The organism is Paenibacillus validus NBRC 15382, from assembly GCF_004000985.1.
In the GTDB taxonomy this organism is placed as follows: Bacteria; Bacillota; Bacilli; order Paenibacillales; family NBRC-103111; genus Paenibacillus_G; species Paenibacillus_G validus.
In genome coordinates this window covers 75,482-98,593 of sequence record NZ_BIMH01000011.1, presented here as the reverse complement: position 1 = coordinate 98,593, position 23,112 = coordinate 75,482, and the positions used below count along the sequence as shown (strand labels likewise).

Sequence of the window (23,112 nt, the reverse complement as noted above, 5' to 3'; positions counted from 1 at the left end):
TCCTACCGATAAAAGATAACATCCACATACACTTTCCCGTCCCTCTCACCAAATTCAAACCGGTCCGAAAGTCTTCTTATTAGGAACAACCCCCAGCCCCTCGGGTGTTCCTCCTTCCATTTGTCCGAAAGCGGCTGCTCATAAGGAATAACCGGCTTTCGGGTTCCATGATCCAGGACTCGAAATTTGTATTTTTCGTTGTCCGCGATCATTTGGAGCGTCACAGGGAGGCTTGGATTCGAGAGATTCCCGTGCTCGATCGCGTTCAAGCATACCTCGGCAATAACAGTCATTATATCATCAATTCGGTGTTCTTCCGGATTGATTCGAGCAATAACGGAGGCAACCTCTTGCATTATCTTCTTTTCACAGCCATATTCGCCGGGCATGTTCCATTCCTTAAAAACCGAAGCAGCACTCATTGATCCTCCCTCCTACTGCTAACGCGTGATAAGATCCGTTTCTATTGTCCACCATTCCTATAACAAAAAACTTACACGCTTGTGTATCCGTTCCATCTTACCATAACAAGCGTACGGTCATCGCCCAACTCTTCCGCTTCCTCATGCTGCGGTCGCTTGATCAGCCTTAACAGCTGTTCCTCAAGCCCCCGGTAAGGCGACAGCTGCCGGAGCTCCTGCTCCCACCATTCGAATCCCAGCATGCCCCCCGATGCATGGCGGCTCTCGATGATGCCGTCTGTATACAAAATGAATATATCTCCCGGAGCTAGTGTATTGAGGATCCCCTGATAAACCGTATCCGGTGAAATGCCCAGCGGCAGTGATGAGCATTGCAATTCCATCACCTGTCCATTTCGAAAGATGTAAGGATCGAGATGTCCTGCACTGGCATATTCCAACCGTGCCGTTCCGGATGACAGGTCAATCAGTGCCAGCCCCAAAGTCGTGAACATCTTTCCTTGCGTCATATGAAAAACATGGCGATTGAGCCTGGTTATGATATCCCCGGCTGTTCCTCCTTTGGCAGCCTCTGTGCGAAGTCCTGTCATCATAGCGGACACAAGCAGCGCTGCCGGCAATCCTTTTCCCGTCACATCGCCGATCGCCACACAATAATATCGTTCTCCCAGTGGAATGACATCGTAAAAATCTCCGCCAACCTCCTGACATTGTTGGCAGGAGGCCGCAATGTCCACCCCTTCCATTACGGGAAAAGATGTCGGAAGCAGCCGTTGCTGAACCTTGTACGCCAGCTTCAGCTGACGATCAACCTCGTCGTATGTTCGTTCCACCCAATGTTGAAGAGCATTGAAGGCATCAGCCAGCCTTCCCGTTTCGTCGAGTGAGATGATGGTAAGCTTCTGATGCAAGGTTGTTTTCATTCCTCCGGACAGGGCGTGCAGACCGTCAATCAGCATCCGAAGTTCCTTACGAAGCTCCACCATATACAGCGATACAATTCCGATAGCGAAAGCAGCATATACCCCGGCTATCAACAAAAAGTCACTAACCTTAAAAAGTTCATCGGGGTTCGATCGAACAATGACGCGCGATGCGGCTGAAAATGTAATCACAAAGCAAACAACTGCTGACATAGCAATCAGGCTTACAGCGGAATAAGGTTTCTCACGGACAATCGAATGTATCTCCAAACGGACAGCATAAGAACGCAGAAGATGCCGGGTAATGCTGAACAACAGGATGGCCAGGATGAGAGAGAGGCTTAGCTCGGATAAAACGCTATTGAGCAAACGGGCAGCATTGTCAATCGAAGCTAAGGCTCTGCTGCCCATCATGATTTCTGACCCATGATACAAAACGATGAATACAATGGAAAGCAGCACCATTCCCCAAAATAATTCCAGCGGAAACCGCATAAGCCGGTCGAAAACGATGGATTTGGCAACATGCGGGGGCTGCACTCGGAAATATCGGAGGACCGGATACAAACGCCAATATGTAATCGCCAGCAGCAAAAGCGTGAACACAAGGTCGCTTAACAGAACGAAAGGAACGTTGAACTCCAGCAATTTCTGTATCGTTCTTCCATGGATAACGATATTGTTGATAAAAATAAAAATGGAGCCTCCGAACAACGCAGCGATATAAGCCGCCAGCAGCCGCAGCATAAGTCCTTTCGACCTGTCATGTGCCGCCATGCTTGTCCCTCCCGGCTCTGAATGCCATGACACAGCTTTGAACCTCCATGCTTTGGTTGGAAGAGACGAACCCTTGCCGAAGCACAGCCCGCTGCTCCCATACTGCGTATACATCCTCTCCTGACGGAACAGCCATGCCTGACGCATGCAGCATGACGATGCATTCCCTCTGCAACGGAAATTGCCGGTTATCGTATTGCCTATGATAACGGCTTCCCAGCGGCTCCGCATGCGGACCTCCTTCAAGGTATGGCTCCGACTGAACGACCCGCGCACACATGTTGCCGGCCAAAGCATATTCCAGCATCCCTCGTTCACTATCGATGATCCCGATGGCCATATGTATGTGAAGGCCGTCCGGCAAAATGTCGGCCAGCGAAGCATTCAACTCCGTTAACAGTTCTCCCGCTGAAGCTGCATCTTGAACTTTCGTACGGAGCATCATGAGAAGTGCTGACATAACCAGCGCTGAAGGCAGGCCTTTCCCTGTCACGCTGCCCGCCGCAATGGCTGCACGATGATCCGTTAACGGCAGCACATCATAGAAACCTCCCCCGACTTCCAACGGCCAGCTGCAAGCTCCGTCAAACCGCCATTCCTTGAATTCCTCGGGCCGATGGGCAAACAGCTGCTCCTGCACATGTAACGCCAGCTTCATGTCATTGTCGATGCGTGCATATTCCTTCTCGAACCGGGACTGCAGCGCGTTAAAGGCCATGGCCAGCTCCCCGGATTCATACGGGGAAGCGATCGGAATACGGCTGTGCAGCTGCCCGCGCTTCATTCCCGCCAACTCGCGCAGCTTAACAGTCATTCGCTCCAAATCGCGGAACAAATAATAAGCCGTATAATAAATGGCGGTAAAAGCGATCACGGTTACCGTCGCTCCAATGACCAACAGTACGGCGATTTTCGGAGCCTCCCCGACTAGCCTAGTGTCAATCGCATACCAGAACATGCGCAGCAATAAATAGACGATACTGCAGCTCAGGATGAGAATGATCATGCCGGCAGCGCTTCTGAACCGGAAGATCTCCTGCTGAAAGATGCGCATGTCTCGAAGATAAGGCCGCAAAATCCAGCGCGCTGTACAGTAGTGGATCATGGCAAACGCAAAATAGGCCGTAAAGTTAAACATAGTGCTCTTTCCATATTGCAGCGTAATTTCCGGTGGCCACGGCGGGAGGTCTAGTACTGAAAAAAGATAGATTTGCGAGACCAACATCCCGCTGAGCAGAAAGAACCGGAATAATTCCCCCGGGAAGCTTGTCAGCCGAAACCATCGCTGCAGCTCCATATCCGAAGGCTGATTAGGTTGACCTGCCTCACCCCGTAACTTCAGCCGATAATAGGTGAAAACAGAGAGCAAGACGATCAGGATCATGTTCCCGATGGAGAAGCTTTTTATCGTGAGAAGATGGTTAGCCGCTGTATTCCCGGTGATGAACTTGTTCGAAAACAGCATCATGCCGGCCGAGGCCCCCGTAAGGAGGATAACGTAAATCATACACAAGCGCAGCCTCACATCAGAGAAGATTGTCAACGCGTACTTCCCCCCAAGAGAAGATAAGTCTCTTCGGACGGTTCCGTCCCCAACTCGTCTCGACACCACTGGGCGAACCGCTCATAAACTTCTGCCGCTTCGCTTTGCCGGTGCGTGCGGATCAATAGACGCATGAACCGCTGACAAGCTTCTTCCTGATAAGGTTTAAGATCGATCCACTCCCGGCAGTACATTTCCTCGAGGACCGTTTCCTGCTGTTCCTCTGCCATCAGGCACAGCTTGCGGATGACAGCAACCTGCTTTTCCAGAACATACTCCCGCATGTTCTCGAGCCATGAAATATATGGAAGCTCGGGAAGCAGCTCGTCGTACAGGGCGTAAGCCTGCAGATAGAATTCATAGGCTAGGGGGCGGTCCTTCAGCCACAATTGGTCGGCCACCCGAAGCAGCGTCAAGTACCGTTCCACATCTACATACTCAAAGGCGTCTTCACGGAGAATGACCAAGCCTTCACGACTGTACACTCCCTCGTGAATAGACAACTGTTCGTGCAGCGTTTGCTTTAACTGATGGATAATCACATACAGCGATTTAGCGGCCTTCTCGGGATCTTCTCCAAGCTCAAGAATCTCTATAAGCTGCTCCTTCGCGCATGTGTATTTGGGCTGAAGCAACAGATAGACGCACAACTCCTGCGCCTTCCTTCGTTTCCATCGGATATTGCGCACCTCCTCGGCACCGCGCCCGACCGTCAGACCGCCGAAAAAGCGAATCCACCACCCGGCCTGTGGTTTTGGCTGCTCGATCCGGATCGTTTCCGGCTCCTGAACAAGATCCGGAGAAGAAGAGCAATTCGGCAGCCTCAAATGACGGGCGATCCGACCGGCCTCTTGCATAACCGCTTTTGCCTCCTCAGCGAGCTCAAGGCGTAACAGCCAATCATACTCGGCAAGCAGCAAAGCGTGCTGCAGCTGCATATCGGAGGGGTATTGTTTCTTTAGCTCGCTTAGTCTGTCTGCGAAGGCGGCAGCCTCCTCGGGGCAAACCTGTAACGCCGCCCTAAAGAAAGCCACTTGCACGCCGACCAAAATATAATACGGCCCCCTCCCCCGGAAAGGGGAATGGACCTGTCTCTTCAGCTGTGAGTATACATGCTCCCAGCGTTCAAGCTGCGCATTCTGAAGCGATATAATCCAGTCTGCACTGAGGCTGCCGTCTTCCGTCACGGCTGACCATCGCTTCAGCTTCCATTCCAGGTCCCTCCACTCCTTCGGATGAAGCTCGGCACCGCATTGAGTTATAAGTTCAGCCAATGTACAGGCAGCCTGGTCCATTTGAAGCTTCCGCTCGTACAACACAACCGCTTCGAGATACCACATCTTTGCCTGAGCATCGGCATCGATTAAGCGGCTGCCCGCCGCCAAAGCGCGGGGAAGACCGCCTTCCCGCTCCCCGGAAGGCGTCCTCTCATATTCCGTCTTAAGAAATAGGAGCAATGTTTCTGCCGATGCCAAGTCTCCCATCCGCAGCTGCACTTGCACCAATGCACACATCGCCGACAACAGACGGGCCGGGAGGGCCATCGCTCCGAACCCCTTCATCGCCTGTTCGAACCGCTGTCTCGCCTCGGAAAGCTGACCGTTGCCATAGCATATATTCCCAAGTGCTTGCAGAAGCAGCGGGGAAGCGTTCAGATAGGAGTCAGGAATTTGCCGAAGCAGCTCTTCCTGTACCTCCCTTTCCTCCAGCAAAGCGCATTCCATTCGCATCACCGCTTCCCGGAAGCGATTTCTTCGCAGCAGTCCATCCATGCTTTCATCCGGTATCAAGAGCCTTTTCGCCGCCTTTTTCTTAGCTGATTTCATCCACCGCTGAAATCTTATACTTTCTTATATCTTAACATAAAAAGCGCTGCGGCGTCCCTTGCCTTTCAGCGAAAATAATTCATATCACCTCAGCTTATTCCGTTGCTGTTGCCTTATCTATGACCGCTTTAATATGCCGCGCAAAGGCATCATTGTCTCTTGCTAACCATTCCTCAGGCAGAAATTCGATCGTTTCCGTAATGATGTCTTTTTCTGCAATCGTATGAAGCAGCCCGGCTTTCCTGTTGATTCCCAGAATCAAATGAAGCTTATCCGGCATCCACACGGGAGTTGCCATAATCTCATCCAATAATAAATGGTATTCATCCGATACCCCATAAATGATTCGTTGAATAAAAGGGTCCGGACTGACCTGTGTGTTTCCGTTTTCCGTCAAATACGATTCTACAAGCGGAAAGCCGAGGCGGTTCATCGCATCCAAGATACGCTGCATCAATGGATGGGGAAGCACAGTGATCCTGTCTTTATCCAAAGAATCGACCGCTTTCTCCATATTGAGCCGGGTTTCAAACCATATTTTTTCCCGGGATAACGTAATAGGCGTGTGCAGCGGAATGGCAATAGATAATGGATATTGTTTGACTTCAAACGATTGAATGTGAAAATCACATGGAAGCGTATACGCGTTCAGAAGTACTTTTGCAGTAGACGTCCGGTGTTCCCCTTCAGAGTCCGTGTAATAGGTCGTGTATTCAGTGAATAAGGCGATTTCGCAGCTTTGTAATTCCTGTTCTGTTTTTCCGCCTTGAATCCTGACCGTTCCCGTAATTTCTTCCCCGGCTGTCAATTGATGTGACGGAAGCCGAAAATCGACCTTCACGCTGCCGATACCTACCCGAGCCAGCATCTTTTTAAACAATGACACAGGCACACATCCTTTCGTTTTCCATCCTTGAAAATGATGCCTCATGATATCGCAAATAACTTACAAAATCATTGCAATATTCCGTTGGGCAAGTTTGTAAGTTTCCTGTAATCAAGGCTCGTTATAGTGAATGCTGAGTATGAATCAAATCTTGCGAGGAGTGAAGAAGATGAAAAAAGGGATTGCATCCATTCTGTTGCTGTTCATGCTGAGCATTTTTGTGCCCGGCGCACTTTTTTTCGGATCGGTCCAGGCGGCCGATACCATTACATGGGGTGATAAGCAAAGCGGCGTTTACGATAAGCTGCACCCCTATACGCTGAATTGGTCCGGTGACGTGCTTGATCGAGGGGGACTCAATTTACTTGAGTTGAAGTACACGACAAGCAGCTCCGATGCAGATATTGTCATCAATCAATACGGCGACATTGGGGCATTGGCGATTCGTAAGCTGGACTCTGAGGATCTGACGAAACCGACCGACCGTAATGTAACCGGCTTCACCAATTCGCTTGAAATAGAACAAGGAGCTGTTTATCTCGTCGTGCTGCATGACGGCAGCCATTCTAAAATCAAAATCGACCGCATTTTGCCGGATAACGGCTTTTCGATTACTAAAGTGACGTTCTCCTATGTGCTTGAGGTTCCGGAACAGGAGAACGACGGAAGCACAAACAGTCAAAATAACGGGACTTCCCCTCCGGTGTCCCTGGACTTGGGTTCTCCCGAAAAGGATATTCTCAATCCTTCAGCGGTTTACGAATTTGAGGAGAATGGAAGCATTACACTGCCTTGGAAGCAGTTAAACGGACATGTCTCTTGGGACATCTACCGTTCGGACAACGGCAAGCCTTATGTGAAAATGACCGACTTTAAGCTGACCGAGCCGCAATATATCGATAATTATACGTTTGCCGGACATACGTACCTATATAAAATCGCATCTTATGACAGAAATGATAATCTGATTTCCATCTCATCGGCACTCAAGGTGACCATCGTAAAAAAAGCCTCTCAAGCGCCCGTTAACGAGGGAAACCGGACGCCCGTTAACGAAGGAAACCGGATTTTGCTGCAAATTGATAATACAACGGCTTTGGTTAACTTAAAATCCCACACCTTGGAAACGGCGCCTTTCATCTACGACGGCAGAACTCTCGTCCCTCTCCGTTTTATCAGTGAGGCGCTCGGCGCTCAAGTGAAATGGAACGGCGAGCAGCGCAGCATTACATTGACTGTAGGGCAGGATACAATCGTGCTGGTTATCGGTCAATCTGCAGCGAGAGTGAACGGCAAGACCGTCATGATGGACGTCCCGGCCATGATCTATAACAACACCACCATGGTTCCTGTGCGATTCGTGAGCGAGCAGTTAAACCAAAAAATCACCTTTAACGATGAAACACGAACCATTCTCATCGTCAGTAAAGACGCAGCAGAAGCCAGCGATGACAATTCGCTGTCAACCTCAGACCCAGCTGATTACTTTATCGGCAAATGGAACATGTGGGTCCCGGCAGGCCGCGATGGAGCGAGCGGCGGAACCTTGACGATTGCTGCGGACGGCACCATCTCCTTCTATTGGAACGGACCGCAGACCGGCACATGGACGTTAGATCAAGCAACGGGCAAGCTGCTGCTCTCCGGTTACAAGAGCGGCTGGGATTGGACCGTAACGCGAACCGAAGACGGCATCACCGTCTCTACATTTGGTGTCCACGAAACAGGAACGCGTGCGAAATAAACGAAAGAGACATTCCTCAAGTCAGAATGGGCATCCATCCGGGTTGTGGAGAAAAACGGTCTGCGTTTTGAAGGTATGGCACAGCGGTGCTGCGTATGAAAGCGATCTGCGCCATCGCCATGGAGGAAGGGAAGAACAGACGGAAGAGGTGTAAGAAAAGCTTCTGATCGAAGCCTTTTCGATGAAGATACATTCGTGTTTTAGAGGAAGTTTTTCTTGAAATATCAGAATCGTGATCCTCCGGATCAAACTTATAAATTTTGATATTATAAAAAAGCTGCCGCAGCGGGAGTATCGCCTACGGCAGCTTTCTTATTTGGTCAGAGCGGCTGACTTGATGTTCTGGTGCCGATCCGATCCAATACTATAAAGCGGTACAACAAATAGAGCGCTCCGACCGACAACACCGCGCCGATCAGGAACGGCAGGCTGTGGCTGTAATCGTAAATGCCGGCTCCGAGCAGCGGTCCCGCGATGCGGCCCAGGCTGTCCATCGACGAGCTCAAGCCGGATGCGACCCCCTGCCCGACCTTGGTCTTCTGCGTGATCAGCGAGGTTACACAGGGCCGGATCAACGCATTCCCGGCCGCAAATACGCTTAAGTAAATCGAAGCGGTGAGCAGGCTGCTGGAAAACAAAATAAGCACGAAGCCCGCCGCCGACAATAACAAACCGATGCCGATAACACGGGACTCCTGTCCCCGCTTGATAAGACGGCGTACAACTCCGCCCTGAATCAAGGCGCCGACGATGCCGCTGACGGCGAACATGATGCCGAGCTGCTGCGGAGTAGCTCCGATCTGATCCCGTTGGAACAGCAGCAGCGTCGCCTCGAGACCGGCCAGCGAGAAGGAGACGAAGAACGACAGGACGTACAAATATTTCAGCGAGCCGACGAAGGCCGTCCAGCGCGACTGTTTCGAATCCCGCGTCTGCTGGCGGGCTTCCGCGGACACCGATTCCTGCAGCATGAAATAAGCGAATACGAACATGAGCAGCGCCAGCAGCGCGGCAGCGAAGAACGGCACATGGTAACCGAAGCCGCTTAACAAGCCGCCGACCGCCGGGCCGAAAATAAACCCGAGTCCGATCGACATGCCGACCAGCCCCATCCCTTTCGTCCGGTTTTCTTCAGATGTAATGTCCGCAACGTAAGCGACCGCACAGGCCGTAACTGCCCCGGAGAACAAGCCGCCCAAAATACGCGAAATATACATAAGGACCAGATGGTCTCCGGCAATGCCGAAAATGAAGAAGCTTACGCTGAACCCCAATGTGCCGATCATAATGATCGGACGTCTGCCGATCCGGTCTGACCAAGCTCCCCAAAACGGCGACATGAGGAACGAAACGAGCGAGTACACGGAGAGCAGCATGCCCAGATGAAAGCTTTCGGCGCCCGATCCGGTTACAACCTCGGGGAGCACGGGAATAATGATGCCAAAGCCGATAAAAATCGTCATGATCAGCACCATGATTACGAGAAGCCTTTTGTCCATAGGTGTGACGTTTCCTTCCGATTTATAGTAAGTAATCTAACTGTACCATATCTTTTTTGACGATGGAAATATTGTACGCAAGGTTAACAAAATCGACAAACCTGCAAACTTCACAAAGGTTTTACAAAAACCGCTTGCATCCGTGTCGCATTTTGCTATACTCGATTTGTTTGCTTTTTTCAAGCAGGCCACCATAACTTATTCATGAAGGGTAGGGATGACCGTGGATCAGACGAAAACTCCCCTGTTCACTGCGTTGAAAGAACACGCTGCGCGCAATCCGGTGCAATTTCATATTCCAGGACATAAAAAAGGCGTGGGGATGGACCCTGAGTTCCGGGAGTTTATCGGCGATAACGCGCTCTCCATCGACCTGATCAATATCGCGCCGCTCGACGATTTGCATCAGCCGACCGGCGTTATCGAACAATCGCAGAGGCTCGCGGCCGAAGCGTTCGGCGCCGACCATACGTTCTTCTCCGTACAAGGGACAAGCGGGGCGATCATGACGATGATTCTTACCGTCTGCTCCCAGGGCGATAAAATTATCGTGCCGCGCAACGTGCACAAGTCGATCATGGCGGCCATTATTTTCGCAGGCGCCAAGCCGGTTTTCTTAAAGCCGGTGCGTGACGAAAATCTGGGCATCGATCACGGCGTGACGACCTCGTCGGTCAGACGGGCGCTCGAGCGCCATCCCGACGCCAAAGCGGTGCTCGTGATCAATCCGACTTATTACGGCGTCTGCGCGAACCTGAAAGAAATCGTGGACATCGTCCACGGCTACAACATTCCGGTGCTGGTGGACGAAGCACACGGCGTGCTCATCCACTTCAACGACAAGCTCCCGATGTCGGCCATGCAGGCCGGCGCCGATATGGCCGCTACGAGCGTGCACAAGCTCGGCGGTTCGATGACGCAAAGCTCCGTGCTGAACATTCGCGAAGGCCGCGTCAATGTCCGCCGCGCGAAGACCATCATCAGCATGCTGACGACTACGTCGACGTCCTACATCCTGCTCGCGTCGCTGGACAGCGCACGCCGCAATTTGGCGTTGAACGGCGAAGCGATGGCGGACCGCGCCATTGAGCTTGCGGAGTACGCGCGCAATCAAATCAACGAGATTCCGGGACTTTCCTGCTTCGGCCGGGAAATTTTGGGCAGTGAAGCAACCTTCGACTGCGATCCGACCAAAGTCAATATTCATGTCCGTCACCTGGGCATTACCGGCTACGACGCCGAAAACTGGCTGCGCGAGCAGTACAACATCGAAGTCGAGCTCAGCGACATGTACAATATCCTGTGCCTGGTGACGCCGGGCGATACCCAGGAGAACATCGACACGCTGCTTGCGGCGCTGCGCCGCTTGTCGGCCGAGAATTACAACATCCGGCAAGCTAACGAGCTGGTGATCAAAATTCCAAAGATTCCGCAGCTGACCCTTTCGCCCCGCGACGCCTTCTACGGCGATACGGAGCTTATTCCGTTCAAGGAGTCGGCCGATCGGATCATCGCCGAGTTCATTTACGTGTACCCGCCGGGTATCCCGATCTTGCTGCCGGGGGAAGTCATTTCGCAGGATTTGATCGACTATATCACCGAGCATATCGAGGTCGGTCTTCCCGTTAAAGGTCCCGAGGACCGCAGCATCGAATTCGTCAAAGTGATCGTGGAAACCCCTGCTATTTTCTAAAGACCAGGTCAAAAACGCTTGCCTTCGGTTGATCCGCGGCAAGCGTTTTTTTATGGTTACAGCCTTACGATCGAGCTTCCGCTTCGGCCTGCGCTTCGAGCCATTCGATCACATCGGCCACCGCATGCTCCTGGTGATGCTTCCCCTTCCGGTTCGCCGCTTCAATAAGCAGCGGGTGCGCGTTCTCAACCGCAACGCCGATCCCTGCCCTGCGGATCATTTCCAAGTCGTTCAAATGGTCGCCGATCGCCACGCATCGTTCCATCGCTATCCCTATTTTATCCGTTAACAGCTCCAATGCGTGGCCTTTAGTCGCCCCTCTGGCCAGCATCTCAAAATATCGGTCGTCGGATCGCACCCATTCGATCTGCGCAGCTTCGGTCAGCCGAACGATCGCCTCGCTCGTCTGATCGAGCCGCTCCGGCTCCCAAGCGAATAATACTTTCAGCCAATCCGGCGGCACCTTCGTCACATCGTCGATCGGCTGGTACGGAAACCGCTCGATTTGTCGATGCCGCGCCGTCCACTCATTCTCGCGCAGCACATACGGGTAAGGCTCCCCCTGCACATAAATTTCCGCGCCGATGCCGGGGAACGCCTCAACGACTTGCTGCAGCGCCGCTTTCCCCGCATCCGGCAGCTCGGACTGCCAAATCGCTTCCTCCCTGCTATAATCGTAGATAACCGCTCCGTTATATAAAATCGCGGGCGTGTTGACCGGGAGCTGCTTGACGAAATAACCCGCCGGTTCGACAATACGCCCCGTCGCTACCGTAAACAATCCGCCTTGGGCGACGAAACGCTCAATGGCGGCCAAGTTTTCTTTACTGATTTCCTTCTGCGCATTCAGCAGCGTTCCGTCCATATCCGTGACGAGCAAATAACCTTCAAACCTCTTCCTATCCACGGGAAATCCCTCTCTGTTCTTTGTTTACGCGGCGACTTTCGCTCACGTCACAAGTATTGTATTTGGTTTTTCTTAATGCTATGATGATCATGGTGCATGACAAAAGTCAAATCGTTCCAGTTCATTAAGTAGGCAGGTGCATGGGTCATGGCGCAAAGCGCATATATCAAATTCGTGGAAGGCTCGTCCATTTCCTCGTTAACTCTGGATGAGCTCAAGCAGCAGCTGGAGCATTACCGGGAGCAGCTTGCACTGACCGGCAAACAGCTCGGCTGGGAGTACGACGATGCCGGATTTCCGTATACGATCGAATCAAAACCGGAAGCCGAAGGCAAATGGTTTTTTTTGAAAGGGACCAACCCCCTCTACAAATATATCGTGATGGGCGTCGGAACCGAGAAAAACGGCGATGCCGAACGACACTTCGTACAGATGGTGCTGCCGGATGGCTGCACCCACGGTGACAAATCCAAGGGCAATGAATTCAGCAAATACTTGGGCAAGCTGTGGAAAGCCGAACTGCAATTGTTTAACGGACGTACGATGTACTTCAACCCTCGCAAATGATGGACCGAACGAAAAACCCTTCTTGCTGACAAGAAGGGTTTTTCGTTCAAGATTTATTATTCTTGCTCTTCAACGATCTCGTTGTAAATCGCAACAACGCGATCCCATTCCTCTTCGTCTTCGATACTGGCAAGGAACGCCTCGCCGTTCTCTTCTTCAATTCGGAATATAACACCGTCGGCTTCCATATCATTGCGATCGAGAAGTACCGCATAAGCCTGTTCTTTGGCTTCAAAGGTGTACACCATTACCATCTCATGTTCGACACCGTCTTGGTCCGTCACGATAAAAATCTCATCCTCGTGATCATGGTCGCAGGAAGCGTCATGAATGTGATCGCTCATGGGAAGACCTCATTTCTTCATTGTATTGATTGCTCCCACGTATCGTACCACGCATTCGGATCCCAAGTCAATGAACCAGGCATGTCTAAAACCGCCATATTTATTCGGATAGAATCGCTTTCTCGGAGACGACCACGTAGTCGCTGTCCGCATTCGGTTTGATCGAGAATCGAACGGTATACTGGCCGGCTTCAGTGAACGTCACGTTAAACGGCCACGTGTACCAAAAGCTGCTCTTCTGTCCGTCCACCACTTCTTCGCGCGCCTTCACCTGTTCGCCGCCCGGCGATACGATGGAAATGCGGAAGGAGTAAATGGACGTATCCAGGTTGTCAATTTGTGAAAAAACCGCAAAATCAAGGCGATCGCCTTTCTTAACACCGCCGAAAGGCTGCTTGATGGAATAATCGTCTTCCACCTTCTTGGCGACAAACATATGTACATTGGGCTTGTAAACCGAGACGGTACGGCTGCCGTTATCCCATTTCACAATCGATTGAAGCGTGTCAGACAAGATCCGGGCAGGAACGACGGCGCTTCCTTTCATTAAAAAAGAGGGTGTCTCGTCCGAACCAAACGACCTCTCCTTGTCATTTACCATCAATCTCACTTTCGAATACCCTTCAAAATCTCCCCACATGGAACTGGCGAAAGCTCCTGCCGTACCGAACAAAGAAAGCGAGAGCACCATCGTCAGTAATCGCGGTACCTTCATTGCAAGTAACCTCCATCGTTATTATGCATTTGCTAAGTTATACTCTACAGACCGGCAAGAGTTGCGGAGATTTTGCCAAATTTATTAATAGTCAAGAACCGACAGCCAAACCGTTAAATTTAAGCAAAATGTGACGAAACTATCTTGAATCCGTATTGAAAAGCGTGATAGATTATAGAAAATATCGGCTGCAACGCCAAAAGCTGAGCGGAGGAACGTCATTGAGCCTGCAACTGCAAATGATAGGCACAGGAAGCGCGTTTGCCAAAACATTCTATAATAATAATGCGCTGATTTATTTGAACGACTTCACGTTATTGATCGATTGCGGCTACACCGCACCAAGAGCCTTGTTTGAGCTTGGCATCTCGCTCGATCAAATCGATGCGGCCCTGATCACGCATATCCATGCCGATCATGTCGGCGGCCTCGAAGAACTCGCTTTTCAATGCTTGTATACGTTCAAGCGGCGAATCAAGCTTCTCGTCCCCTTCTCTATCGAGCATATGTTGTGGGATCACTCCCTCCGCGGAGGTCTTGAGAACAAAGACGAGGGCATTTCGAGCTTGAACGATTATTTCGATGTCATTCCGCTTGCCGAGAACACGCCGATCTCCATTCGTCCGGACTTGACCGTCCGGCTGCTTCCGACCGATCATATTCGCGGGAAGAAAAGCTATTCGCTGCTTCTGAACGATCGTCTGTTCTACAGCGCGGACGCCAGGTTCGACCTTGAGCTGCTGATGAGCTTGCACATCAAGGGTTGCGATCATTTTCTGCATGACTGCCAGCTGCATTCGCCGGGTCACGTCCACGCCAGTTTGGAGGAGCTGCTCACGCTGCCGGTCGACTTGCAGCAGAAAACCTGGCTGATGCATTATTCCGATCAAATGCCAGATTATATAGGGAAAACGGGACATATGAGATTTATCGAACCGTTCAAGCGTTATACGTTCTAAGCGATAAACGAACCGCGCCAACGTATCAGTTTGCTTCGCTCCGGGCATGTCCTCCCCTTCTTCGGCATAATTTCCCTCTGGTTGAAGCATCCTAGTCATAAGGAGGCGATATAGATGGAAGAACCCGCTCAACACGTCGTAGCTGTTCGCAAGAACGGCGACGGCGATATCGTAGAAATGAAATTGTCCTCGGGCCAGGTCGTCGATTACGAGGAAGCCCAGTACATGGCCAAGAACGGGCAAATCTCGGGCGTCAACGTTTTCCGGGGCCGCGACGGAGACGAGCATCTGCGTTCGAACGCTGACGGAGACCCGACCAACAACCTGGACAACTTGCCTGGCTTCTAACTACTGGACAACCGCGACAAGCCGAATTTTTCTCGGCTTGTCATTTTTTTACTTGAATTTTGACAGCGCTTAGAAGGATTTCATCAAATTATACAGAATTTCAATTAATACGAACAAAATCTGCGAAAATTTGGGAGTTGGAGTACCGCAATGAAAGGTAATGCGATCTTCCTGATTTACTCGATTCTTGTATGCACTTGGTCGATCGGCTATGGGCTAACGGCAAGCATCCCACTGCTAATCCTGGTAACGCTGCTGTACATGCTGACCTTCTTCATAAAACGTCCTTATTACGGAAGCACTTCCATTCAGTTATTGTTATTGGTCGCTCTACATGCCATCAGCGCGACAAGCTGGTGTCTTCCGCTTTACTTGCTGCACATGAGCCAGATGTATTATCGGGTCTCGAAATTTTCGACAGCGCTTCTCTTCAACGTCGCCTTGATGGGAGCTTACGTAATCGTCTCGTTAACCTACCGGCAGCTCATTGCTGCCCATTTGACGGATATCGCTTTTCAAGCGGTCAGCTGTCTCATTTTGGCTTATATATTCGGAAGGCTCATTAAGGAAATGGAGCTGCAGAAGCAGCTGCTGGCCTACGAGAAGAAACATCTCAGCACGCATGACCCGTTGACTGGCCTTTATAATTTCCAGGAATTTCACCATCAAATGGAAATGATCGTTAAACAGAAGAAACCGATCGTTCTTGTGCTTGCCGACTGTAAAGACTTGAAGTCACTCAATACGACGAACGGATTTCAAGGAGTCAACGACATTTTGAAGGAAGCGGCCCAGCTGCTGCGCATCATGTTCCCCGAAAGTTCATTAATCAGCCGTTACGGCGGCGATGAATTCGCGATCGTGATGGAATATACCAATACCCGCCAAACGATCAATACGATTACACAATTGCTCGCTTCGGAATTTCCGAAATTGACCGGTATCGAAATTAACTTCGGGATGGCCTGCTATCCGCAAGACGGCTTGAATAAGGACGATTTGATGTCCTTCGCCGAACATCATCTCTATATGATGAAACGGGAAAGCTGGCTAAAGCGCGAGGAGCATATGCTGCGAAGCGAGAAGCTGCGCGTAGTGGGCGAGTTAGCGTCCGGGATGGCGCACGAAATTCGCAATCCTCTGACGACGATCAAAGGCTTCTTGCAGTTATCCAAAGCGGGGAATTACAACGTGGAGCCGTGGTACGATTTAATTATGGACGAAATAACCCGGATGAGCATGCTGACGGCGGAGTTTTTGCAATTTTCCAAGCCCCATGTTACCCAATACCGCGTACAATCGATCCGAAGCTGCATCGAGCGGGTCATCTCGCTGCTCGACTCGGAAACGACCAGGTTGGGACATCAGATTCACTTCGAATATGATCCAATGGATATTCGCATGCTAATGGATCAGGACAAAATGCTGCAGCTGCTGCTCAACTTAATGAAGAACGCGCTCGAAGCCATGGTGGATCAGGGAGACATCTTTATTCGGCTGTATAAGCAGCAAAATTACGCAGTCATCGAAATTGCCGATACTGGCAAAGGGATCCCCGAGGCCGAGCTGGACAAAATATTCATTCCGTTCTATACCACCAAAGATTCAGGCACGGGCCTCGGGCTTTCCATCTGTCATAAAATTGTACAGGATCATGACGGTACGATTGAGGTTGAGAGTTTGATCGGGACGGGAACAAAGTTTACCATTACGCTGCCGACCGCGGAAACGGATGAGCCGCGAAACCCCCAAGCTAACGAAGAGCTGACCACCATTTCCGTGTGAACGCCAGCCCTGCCGTGAAGGGATTTCGGCTAGGCTCGCTTACATAACTAAGAAAACCGATAACGGCTCCCAATACAGCACCCCCCAGCACTTCCGCAGGCATATGACCGAGGCGCTCTTCCAATTCGGCATCACGTCTTCGGTGGGCATGATGGGGGTGTTCTTGCGTCAGCTTGAATACCGTATCTTCGAGCTCGTTCACTTCCATTGCGATCAGGCCGGCATGGCGGCGAATGCCCATCGCATCGAACATCACAATCAAGCTCAGCAGGGTTGCCAGAGCGAACGAATCGCTGCTAAAGCCCTTCTTCAATCCGAGATAGCTGGCAAGTGATACGACCCCTGCCGCATGTGAGCTTGGCATGCCTCCCGTCCGAAACAAATCCGACCAAGACCAGCTCCTGCGCTCCTGCAAATGCGCTGGTATTTTCAACAGCTGCGCCGCTCCAACCCCTACAATGGACGTCCATAACGCCCGGTTCATACGCATCACCTCTTCACTAGGATGAGACGCGACGTATCTTTCTATGCGAACGAAAGCCGTGAATAAATCGGCAGACCGTAGTTAAAACCGAGTAAGCATTGAAATGGGAAAACTTGCCTCCGGATCGTTATCCAGTTTGCCCCAAGCCATAATTCCGTTGACATACGCCACTTCAAAAGGCAGCTGGATCCCCTCGACCTTATATAAACCAGGCGGAAAGTCAGCCGGATTCAACAGGTACGCCTGTGCCGTATACAGCTTACGTTCGGCAACCGCACGTTGACTGGGGAATTCGGCGTTCTCCTTTTCAGATTGAATCCAGCGGATTTCTTCCAGCAGTTCTTCTCTACTCATCTGGCTGTATAATTTTTTCATTTGGCATATCCCCTCCGAAAGACCCAAGACATTTATCCTGAATCCCATTCATTGTGTCGAAGCTTTGTCTATTCATCGCTCATCCTGTCAAGCCATGTAACAAAGTATTTATCGAAAATAACGAAGCAAAGTGGTATGATAAGTTACCCGATAGAAGGAAGGAGGAATTTGAAGTTATGAATACGGAATTGTTATTTATGAACCAAAAAATTCCGGTTAGCTTTATTTCCAGCGATCAAAAAGCGATACCGCAACTGATCAACATATTGGAACGCAATTCATCCCATTCCTCGGCTGCCGGCACCTCGGACTTTAATCAAATCGATCGAATTGAAATTATCGGAAACAACGCCGTTTTGCATAAGAAGCATGTGAATCAATGTATCGAATTGCCGCTCTATTAGAGCGGCTTTTTACTGCTTAAGACGGATATTCATGGACAAGCACGCTACGATATACTAGAGGAGTCGATAGTAACTATATTTTTATTTGCAAAGGATTGTCTGCTTATGAGCACGAATAACAAGCGAAATTTCTTTCGCCTAACGTTTACAGTTCCGCTCGGCGCCGATGTGAAAATCTTCGGAATGGGCGATTTAGATCCGGAAACCAAGCTATATAAAGCCGCGCTTGTCGATTTAAGCGCAGGAGGGGCACGCATCTTTACTCAGGCGCCCTTACCGGATAAGCCCGGTCTGCTGACCGAACTCCGGTTTATGTGTCTGGGCCATGAATACCGGCCGTACGGCCCGATCGTGCGCTCCATTTTGCCGGAGCCCGGCCATTATGAGTACTGCATCCAATTTTCCTTGGACGACACCGACACATCGGCGTTAACCAGGATGTTAAATCAGCTTGCAATCAAGCTCCGCCGAACCCCTAACGTACCTGGCTGCAGTTTCCTGACTCCGGAGGAAACGGCGGAATTTGAGCATTTTTAGCGTGCTTTACCGGATAAACCGACTGTCAAATACCGTTTCCCCGAATCCGCGTGCCCGATCCAACTGCGAAACAGCAGCTGGTCGGGTTTTAGTTTGTCATGAAGCTCCTTGAGCCCCAACACAGCGGCTTCCAGCCCGTACTTGCCAAACGCCTCGAACAGGAAGCGCGTCCGTTCCTCGTCCGTCCTATCCTCGTACAATTCGTCCGCGATCCACTTCCGCTCTTCATCCAGAACAATCATATCGGTCCACATCGCCACCCGTCCATCCGGCTTCACCAACGACAGCAGCAGCCTGTTGTACCCTGTGATCAATGAGTTTCGCAAGTAGGCAAGCGCTTCTAAGATGGAGCGAATATCCGCTTCGTTGTACCGGTCCATGTAACCATGGAACTGCAGCAGCGCATCCGGATAAAACAACGGCGTATGTACACCCGAAGACATGACAAACGAGAACGATTTCTTGAGGTGCGGCACGACCTCGTGGCGGTTAACCTGGAAGCTGGCATCGCGCAAAAATCCGGCGATGTCCGCGGCCGACGACTCATTCAGCAGCAGTTCCTCAAATTTTTCATAGAACGAAATTTGATCCAGGCACGTATAATCGACTCGCGTCAATGATCGAAGCCGGCTCTGTGCCAATCCCCCCGTCTTGTCCAGCCATTCCTCCAGCATATTATCTTCCGTATCGAGCACGGTCACTTGTTGAAAATGCACCGCCAGCCCCGGCAAATCCACATCACCGTGATTCCCCGCTCCAAGCACTACCGCTTTCTCGGGCTTCGCCAGCAGACTGATGGAGTCCTCCACCAAACGGCGCACATGGTAACGATGAGTTCCGTACTCGTGCTCTCCCCAGTCCAAGCTTTCGTTCTCGATTGCCGCAGTATCTCCGCCGCCGAACTGCGACTGCATCATCCATGGCAAATCCTTCATGATTGTCCCCTCTTTCGTTGGCCATACTCCTCGTTCATATTATAACATACCGCTCTTTGAGAAAATACGACAGGAGACCTGTAAGCCATATGCTTTAATCGAGGCCTAATCCTAAACGTTCTAAAAAAATGGGGATGACGTGTTGACAAAATATTAAGATCTTGATAATATAATAATCGTCCCCTTGAGAGACACGAAAGAAAAAGGAAATAACTTTATCCATGACTTGTTAGCTCAGCTGGGAGAGCACCATCTTGACAGGGTGGGGGTCAGTGGTTCGAGCCCACTACAGGTCATACAGAAAAACCCTTGTGTAGCAAGGGTTTTTTGCTTTTTATCGAACTTCATTCATTCTTTATTTGGACAAGCTGGGGGCTATTTGGGGGCCGAATATATGTAAATGTATTTAAATTAATTATAGACCAGCTCTGAAACGTTCCTTGTCTGAATTATTTTGGGCATTAATGGAGATTGTCATGGAAGGTACGATAAATATTGAACTCAATAAGGGATCAAGTCGCATGTTCCGAAGGCCTCTCCAGATAAGAACGTCATCTGTCTGCCCGCGTCGCCCCTTGCTGGACATACATTGTAATATAAGCCCACACCACCCGTGCGGGCCTATTTATTTCATTGTCATTTGAATCTTACCGTAGTAAAATGACTATTTGTTAACAGCATGAATAAATAGGAGAGAGAACAGCATGAACGCAGTAGAAAAAGTCAGCAATTTTGTAGGTAAAACGTTTTCGCTTTGGGTTATCTTGTTTGCATGTCTAGGATTCTTTGCTCCACATCTGTTCACCGGCTACAAATCCTTGATTTCACCGCTTCTCGGCATCGTCATGTTCGGTATGGGGCTCACGCTTTCCGCTGCCGACTTTCGCGAAGTGTTTCGCCGGCCTAAGGATGTCGCCATCGGTGTCATCGGACACTACCTGATCATGCCTTCCATCGCCTATTTGTTGGCCATCGGCTTGAACCTTCCTCCGGAAATTGCGGTTGGCGTCATCTTGGTCGGCTGCTGCCCGAGCGGTACCGCCTCCAACGTCATGACGTTGCCAAGGGCGATGTAGCGCTTGGCGTATCGATCGCTTCGGTTTCTACGATCATCGCGCCATTTGCCACTCCCGCCTTGATCTCGCTTTTGGCCGGCAAATGGATGGATATTAATGCGAAGTCTTTATTTATGGACATCTTGCAGGTCGTCATTTTACCGATCGTGCTGGGCATTATTGCGAAAGCTATATTCCGCAAGCAAGCCGAAGCCAGCGTCAAAGCGCTGCCGCTCATTTCCACGATTGCGATCGTGCTCATTGTCGCCATCGTCGTAGGCTTGAACCAGCCGAAAATCATGTCCAACGGACTGCTCATTTTCGCGGCTGTCATCCTCCACAATTTGCTTGGCTACCTGCTCGGTTATTTCTTTGCCAAGCTGTTCGGCATGGATTTGGCCAAGCGTAAGGCAGTTACTCTGGAAACAGGGATGCAGAACTCGGGTCTGGGAGCTGCTTTGGCTGCCGCACATTTCAGCCCGCTGGCAGCTGTGCCTAGCGCCTTGTTCAGCGTGTGGCACAACTTGTCGGGTTCGATGCTGGCCACCTGGTTTGCGAGAAGAACTGAAGATAAGAACAAGCAGTAGCCCGCCTCATCAAGCATCGCGCCAACTTGGTTGGCGGATGCTTTTTTTTACATTCCCTCCGATTTCCAGCACATTGAACTAGTCTCTCATATTCCTCGCCATCTTCTCCATCCGTTTATCTTGTTTTCTCTCATGAACTACCATACACGCATGAATCGCGCCCGGAATCCAGAAGAAGCACGTTAGAATGAAATTCAACAAGGCTTGAATGGGCTTCCCGCAAAATAATACAGCAACAGGAGGAAGCAAAATCGCCAACAAATACATAAACGACACCTCGATTTATTGAGATACTTCATACTACGTTATGATTCCGTAAAGGATTCGGTAAGCTGGAACATCAAGGTCAGATGGCTTTGCCGTATCCCTGACCCTGCGAATGTTGGAATAGACACTTTAGCAGTGGGCAAATTAAAACCAAGAAGAACAAAATGGAAAGGACTTTTCATCATGAACTATTGGGAAGAAGTGCTGCAACGGCTGGATTTGAACGCAAAAGGAGCTTGGCTTATTTACATAGGCGGTACGCTTTTATTTTTAGCCTCATTGTGGTTCAAAAGAAGAATAACTTGGAGAGAATGGTACATCACTTTTGGCGTTGTAGGATTTATGGCCTGGATGGGAAATATTATTTTCTTTTTTCAGCTGGACTTGCTCGATTCGGGCGATCCATCCATTGGCGGAATTCCCGACATCGTGATGTTCTCGTTTGTCCCTCCCGCTATTGCCAATTTGTATTTGAATTTTGTAACAACCAAAAATAAATGGGTGCTGACGAGTCTGTTCGTCGCTTTTTCCTTACTATCGGAGTATTTGTTAGTTAAAGCGGGATTTCTCATTCAAAAAGGCTGGCATGTTTGGTATTCGATTCCATTTTATTTTTTGTTCTTTCATGTATTCCTTCCGTGGCATCTTCGCTTCATCAGGTCTGCAGAAGCTGCAAACAAAGTCCAACAAGACCATGCACCTGTCTTCCCGGCGAATTCGCCAACCAACGGGACAGCCTCTTTCACGGTCCGTGTAACCAAATGGATGGGGTATCATGAGAAAACGCCGCTCCTCATAAAATGGATAGAAAAAAAAGAAAAGGCAAACTAACATTTTCATATACGGGTTGAGTTCATATATTTGTCAAAAGTGTATCGTTTTCAAGCAAAAAATGACAAAACCTCTTATTTTAACACCGTATATTTATTTGCCAATATAATGTTATATTATTCCAGTCAGTTAAATATAGATGCAGGAAAGGATGATCTTGAATAACTATGACTGTCTTATTTGTTGAAAAATTACTTTTTGTTGAAAGTCAAAGCGTCAATCCTCAAGATGCAATTATTATTCGTTTACTTATGGAGGGTGTAGGAGTTCACGAGTTAGTATATTTGACCAAGGATTCTCTGGATATAACCAACCGTATGCTCACCCTAAAGGATGCTTATGACATCGAACGAAAAATTCCCGTGACACGAAAGTGCGTTGAGCTTTTTCAAAGCGCTGTCGAGCAGACTAAATATATTTTGCAAAACGGTTATAATCAAACCAGACAAAATTCAGTAAATTTGCGAGACAGCCGGTTTCTGATCAAAGTAAGCGTGCAGGATTACATCGCTAATGAAAGCATGATAACGGAATTAGATTCTGTGATTTTACGGGTCATCTACATGAGACTCAAACGGCTGGCCGAGTTTTTTTCGATACCGGAACTAACTCATTTTGCAACCGGCAAGCCCGACCTTCAAACAAAGGTATACGCATAAAAAGGAGGCTATTAAGCCTCCTTTTTTATATGAAGAAACC

The 23,112-nt window shown here is 49.9% G+C and carries 23 protein-coding genes, 1 tRNA gene and 1 pseudogene; 12 read left to right on the top strand and 13 right to left on the bottom strand.

The genetic code is table 11. The features are described from left to right. Positions 1–2: 2 nt before the first annotated feature. The 5 genes from PVA01S_RS10345 to PVA01S_RS10325 form a co-directional block, all read right to left on the bottom strand. Entirely contained in the window at positions 3–422 is a 420-nt protein-coding gene (locus PVA01S_RS10345; RefSeq protein ID WP_127607364.1) for an ATP-binding protein, read from the bottom strand. Between the two features lie 71 nt (positions 423–493). Beyond that, complete coding sequence (locus PVA01S_RS10340; RefSeq protein ID WP_164751791.1) at positions 494–2,122, bottom strand: PP2C family protein-serine/threonine phosphatase; 1,629 nt, start codon at positions 2,120–2,122, stop codon at positions 494–496. After that, positions 2,109–3,590, bottom strand: a complete 1,482-nt coding sequence (locus tag PVA01S_RS10335) for a SpoIIE family protein phosphatase (RefSeq protein WP_164751790.1) — start codon at positions 3,588–3,590, stop codon at positions 2,109–2,111. Before PVA01S_RS10335 ends, PVA01S_RS10340 begins: the two co-directional genes overlap by 14 nt. Positions 3,591–3,661: 71 nt before the next feature. Next, complete coding sequence (locus tag PVA01S_RS10330; RefSeq protein WP_054795588.1) at positions 3,662–5,455, bottom strand: AfsR/SARP family transcriptional regulator; 1,794 nt, start codon at positions 5,453–5,455, stop codon at positions 3,662–3,664. A 130-nt stretch (positions 5,456–5,585) separates the two neighbouring features. After that, positions 5,586–6,377 carry a sporulation protein gene (locus PVA01S_RS10325; RefSeq protein ID WP_164751789.1) on the bottom strand — a complete coding sequence of 264 codons (792 nt, stop codon included), beginning with the start codon at positions 6,375–6,377 and terminating at the stop codon, positions 5,586–5,588. Between the two features lie 169 nt (positions 6,378–6,546). On the opposite strand from PVA01S_RS10325, the gene PVA01S_RS10320 reads away from it, so the two are divergent. After that, positions 6,547–8,121 carry a copper amine oxidase N-terminal domain-containing protein gene (locus PVA01S_RS10320; protein WP_164751788.1) on the top strand — a complete coding sequence of 525 codons (1,575 nt, stop codon included), beginning with the start codon at positions 6,547–6,549 and terminating at the stop codon, positions 8,119–8,121. 320 nt (positions 8,122–8,441) lie between these two features. Here the strand turns inward: PVA01S_RS10320 and PVA01S_RS10315 are convergent, their stop codons facing one another. Beyond that, positions 8,442–9,620 (bottom strand): MFS transporter, encoded by a 1,179-nt coding sequence (locus PVA01S_RS10315; protein ID WP_054795582.1) that lies wholly within the window; start codon positions 9,618–9,620, stop codon positions 8,442–8,444. Positions 9,621–9,843: 223 nt separating this feature from the next. On the opposite strand from PVA01S_RS10315, the gene PVA01S_RS10310 reads away from it, so the two are divergent. After that, on the top strand, positions 9,844–11,313 hold the full coding sequence (locus tag PVA01S_RS10310) for an aminotransferase class I/II-fold pyridoxal phosphate-dependent enzyme (RefSeq protein WP_459558714.1): 1,470 nt from the start codon (positions 9,844–9,846) through the stop codon (positions 11,311–11,313). A gap of 64 nt (positions 11,314–11,377) precedes the next feature. Here the strand turns inward: PVA01S_RS10310 and PVA01S_RS10305 are convergent, their stop codons facing one another. After that, complete coding sequence (locus PVA01S_RS10305) at positions 11,378–12,220, bottom strand: Cof-type HAD-IIB family hydrolase (RefSeq protein ID WP_127607350.1); 843 nt, start codon at positions 12,218–12,220, stop codon at positions 11,378–11,380. 147 nt (positions 12,221–12,367) lie between these two features. Between PVA01S_RS10305 and PVA01S_RS10300 the strand changes: the two genes are divergently transcribed. Further along, positions 12,368–12,787: a DUF1885 family protein gene (locus PVA01S_RS10300; protein WP_054798735.1), complete on the top strand. Its 420-nt coding sequence runs from the start codon at positions 12,368–12,370 to the stop codon at positions 12,785–12,787. 56 nt (positions 12,788–12,843) lie between these two features. On the opposite strand, the gene PVA01S_RS10295 is transcribed toward PVA01S_RS10300, so the two are convergent. Beyond that, the gene (locus tag PVA01S_RS10295; RefSeq protein ID WP_054795580.1) at positions 12,844–13,131 is read right to left on the bottom strand and encodes a DUF1292 domain-containing protein; all 288 of its coding nucleotides are present in this window, start codon (positions 13,129–13,131) and stop codon (positions 12,844–12,846) included. Between the two features lie 100 nt (positions 13,132–13,231). After that, positions 13,232–13,846 (bottom strand): stalk domain-containing protein, encoded by a 615-nt coding sequence (locus tag PVA01S_RS10290; RefSeq protein WP_127607348.1) that lies wholly within the window; start codon positions 13,844–13,846, stop codon positions 13,232–13,234. 221 nt (positions 13,847–14,067) lie between these two features. On the opposite strand from PVA01S_RS10290, the gene PVA01S_RS10285 reads away from it, so the two are divergent. The 3 genes from PVA01S_RS10285 (at position 14,068) to PVA01S_RS10275 (ending at position 16,938) form a co-directional block, all read left to right on the top strand. Then, positions 14,068–14,805 (top strand): MBL fold metallo-hydrolase, encoded by a 738-nt coding sequence (locus tag PVA01S_RS10285; protein ID WP_127607346.1) that lies wholly within the window; start codon positions 14,068–14,070, stop codon positions 14,803–14,805. A gap of 114 nt (positions 14,806–14,919) precedes the next feature. Further along, entirely contained in the window at positions 14,920–15,153 is a 234-nt protein-coding gene (locus PVA01S_RS10280; RefSeq protein ID WP_054795579.1) for a DUF3892 domain-containing protein, read from the top strand. A 150-nt stretch (positions 15,154–15,303) separates the two neighbouring features. Beyond that, positions 15,304–16,938 carry an ATP-binding protein gene (locus tag PVA01S_RS10275; protein ID WP_127607344.1) on the top strand — a complete coding sequence of 545 codons (1,635 nt, stop codon included), beginning with the start codon at positions 15,304–15,306 and terminating at the stop codon, positions 16,936–16,938. Here PVA01S_RS10275 and PVA01S_RS10270 read toward each other — a convergent pair. Together PVA01S_RS10270 and PVA01S_RS10265 are read right to left on the bottom strand one after the other, a co-directional pair. After that, positions 16,907–17,422 (bottom strand): divergent PAP2 family protein, encoded by a 516-nt coding sequence (locus PVA01S_RS10270; protein WP_054795577.1) that lies wholly within the window; start codon positions 17,420–17,422, stop codon positions 16,907–16,909. The two genes, PVA01S_RS10275 and PVA01S_RS10270, sit on opposite strands and share 32 nt — an antisense overlap. A gap of 81 nt (positions 17,423–17,503) precedes the next feature. After that, entirely contained in the window at positions 17,504–17,797 is a 294-nt protein-coding gene (locus PVA01S_RS10265) for a DUF1811 family protein (RefSeq protein ID WP_127607342.1), read from the bottom strand. 176 nt (positions 17,798–17,973) lie between these two features. On the opposite strand from PVA01S_RS10265, the gene PVA01S_RS10260 reads away from it, so the two are divergent. Both PVA01S_RS10260 and PVA01S_RS10255 read left to right on the top strand, forming a co-directional pair. Beyond that, positions 17,974–18,201, top strand: a complete 228-nt coding sequence (locus tag PVA01S_RS10260) for a hypothetical protein (RefSeq protein ID WP_127607340.1) — start codon at positions 17,974–17,976, stop codon at positions 18,199–18,201. Positions 18,202–18,306: 105 nt separating this feature from the next. After that, positions 18,307–18,738 carry a PilZ domain-containing protein gene (locus PVA01S_RS10255; RefSeq protein WP_127607338.1) on the top strand — a complete coding sequence of 144 codons (432 nt, stop codon included), beginning with the start codon at positions 18,307–18,309 and terminating at the stop codon, positions 18,736–18,738. Here PVA01S_RS10255 and PVA01S_RS10250 read toward each other — a convergent pair. Beyond that, positions 18,735–19,673 (bottom strand): hypothetical protein, encoded by a 939-nt coding sequence (locus PVA01S_RS10250; RefSeq protein WP_174817576.1) that lies wholly within the window; start codon positions 19,671–19,673, stop codon positions 18,735–18,737. The two genes, PVA01S_RS10255 and PVA01S_RS10250, sit on opposite strands and share 4 nt — an antisense overlap. A gap of 223 nt (positions 19,674–19,896) precedes the next feature. Here PVA01S_RS10250 and PVA01S_RS10245 point away from each other — a divergent pair. After that, positions 19,897–19,969: transfer RNA gene (locus tag PVA01S_RS10245), tRNA-Val, on the top strand. A gap of 408 nt (positions 19,970–20,377) precedes the next feature. Further along, positions 20,378–21,315, top strand: a pseudogene (locus PVA01S_RS10240) (bile acid:sodium symporter family protein). 78 nt (positions 21,316–21,393) lie between these two features. Here the strand turns inward: PVA01S_RS10240 and PVA01S_RS10235 are convergent. Further along, entirely contained in the window at positions 21,394–21,582 is a 189-nt protein-coding gene (locus tag PVA01S_RS10235) for a YqaE/Pmp3 family membrane protein (RefSeq protein WP_054795574.1), read from the bottom strand. Between the two features lie 183 nt (positions 21,583–21,765). Here PVA01S_RS10235 and PVA01S_RS10230 point away from each other — a divergent pair, with 183 nt between their 5' ends. Next, entirely contained in the window at positions 21,766–22,413 is a 648-nt protein-coding gene (locus PVA01S_RS10230; protein ID WP_127607336.1) for a hypothetical protein, read from the top strand. 167 nt (positions 22,414–22,580) lie between these two features. Further along, complete coding sequence (locus PVA01S_RS10225) at positions 22,581–23,072, top strand: phage lytic cycle repressor MrpR family protein (protein WP_127607334.1); 492 nt, start codon at positions 22,581–22,583, stop codon at positions 23,070–23,072. Positions 23,073–23,112 lie beyond the last annotated feature (40 nt).

Excerpts from the sequence above, each read along its gene's own strand:
- PVA01S_RS10345 (WP_127607364.1), bottom strand. The coding sequence starts at position 422 with ATGAGTGCTGCTTCGGTTTTTAAGGAATGGAACATGCCCGGCGAATAT.
- PVA01S_RS10340 (WP_164751791.1), bottom strand. The coding sequence starts at position 2,122 with ATGGCGGCACATGACAGGTCGAAAGGACTTATGCTGCGGCTGCTGGCG.
- PVA01S_RS10335 (WP_164751790.1), bottom strand. The coding sequence starts at position 3,590 with ATGATGCTGTTTTCGAACAAGTTCATCACCGGGAATACAGCGGCTAAC.
- PVA01S_RS10320 (WP_164751788.1), top strand. The coding sequence starts at position 6,547 with ATGAAAAAAGGGATTGCATCCATTCTGTTGCTGTTCATGCTGAGCATT.
- PVA01S_RS10315 (WP_054795582.1), bottom strand. The coding sequence starts at position 9,620 with ATGGACAAAAGGCTTCTCGTAATCATGGTGCTGATCATGACGATTTTT.
- PVA01S_RS10300 (WP_054798735.1), top strand. The coding sequence starts at position 12,368 with ATGGCGCAAAGCGCATATATCAAATTCGTGGAAGGCTCGTCCATTTCC.
- PVA01S_RS10295 (WP_054795580.1), bottom strand. The coding sequence starts at position 13,131 with ATGAGCGATCACATTCATGACGCTTCCTGCGACCATGATCACGAGGAT.
- PVA01S_RS10290 (WP_127607348.1), bottom strand. The coding sequence starts at position 13,846 with ATGAAGGTACCGCGATTACTGACGATGGTGCTCTCGCTTTCTTTGTTC.
- PVA01S_RS10280 (WP_054795579.1), top strand. The coding sequence starts at position 14,920 with ATGGAAGAACCCGCTCAACACGTCGTAGCTGTTCGCAAGAACGGCGAC.
- PVA01S_RS10275 (WP_127607344.1), top strand. The coding sequence starts at position 15,304 with ATGAAAGGTAATGCGATCTTCCTGATTTACTCGATTCTTGTATGCACT.
- PVA01S_RS10270 (WP_054795577.1), bottom strand. The coding sequence starts at position 17,422 with ATGAACCGGGCGTTATGGACGTCCATTGTAGGGGTTGGAGCGGCGCAG.
- PVA01S_RS10265 (WP_127607342.1), bottom strand. The coding sequence starts at position 17,797 with ATGAAAAAATTATACAGCCAGATGAGTAGAGAAGAACTGCTGGAAGAA.
- PVA01S_RS10260 (WP_127607340.1), top strand. The coding sequence starts at position 17,974 with ATGAATACGGAATTGTTATTTATGAACCAAAAAATTCCGGTTAGCTTT.
- PVA01S_RS10255 (WP_127607338.1), top strand. The coding sequence starts at position 18,307 with ATGAGCACGAATAACAAGCGAAATTTCTTTCGCCTAACGTTTACAGTT.
- PVA01S_RS10250 (WP_174817576.1), bottom strand. The coding sequence starts at position 19,673 with ATGAAGGATTTGCCATGGATGATGCAGTCGCAGTTCGGCGGCGGAGAT.
- PVA01S_RS10235 (WP_054795574.1), bottom strand. The coding sequence starts at position 21,582 with ATGTATTTGTTGGCGATTTTGCTTCCTCCTGTTGCTGTATTATTTTGC.
- PVA01S_RS10230 (WP_127607336.1), top strand. The coding sequence starts at position 21,766 with ATGAACTATTGGGAAGAAGTGCTGCAACGGCTGGATTTGAACGCAAAA.
- PVA01S_RS10225 (WP_127607334.1), top strand. The coding sequence starts at position 22,581 with ATGACTGTCTTATTTGTTGAAAAATTACTTTTTGTTGAAAGTCAAAGC.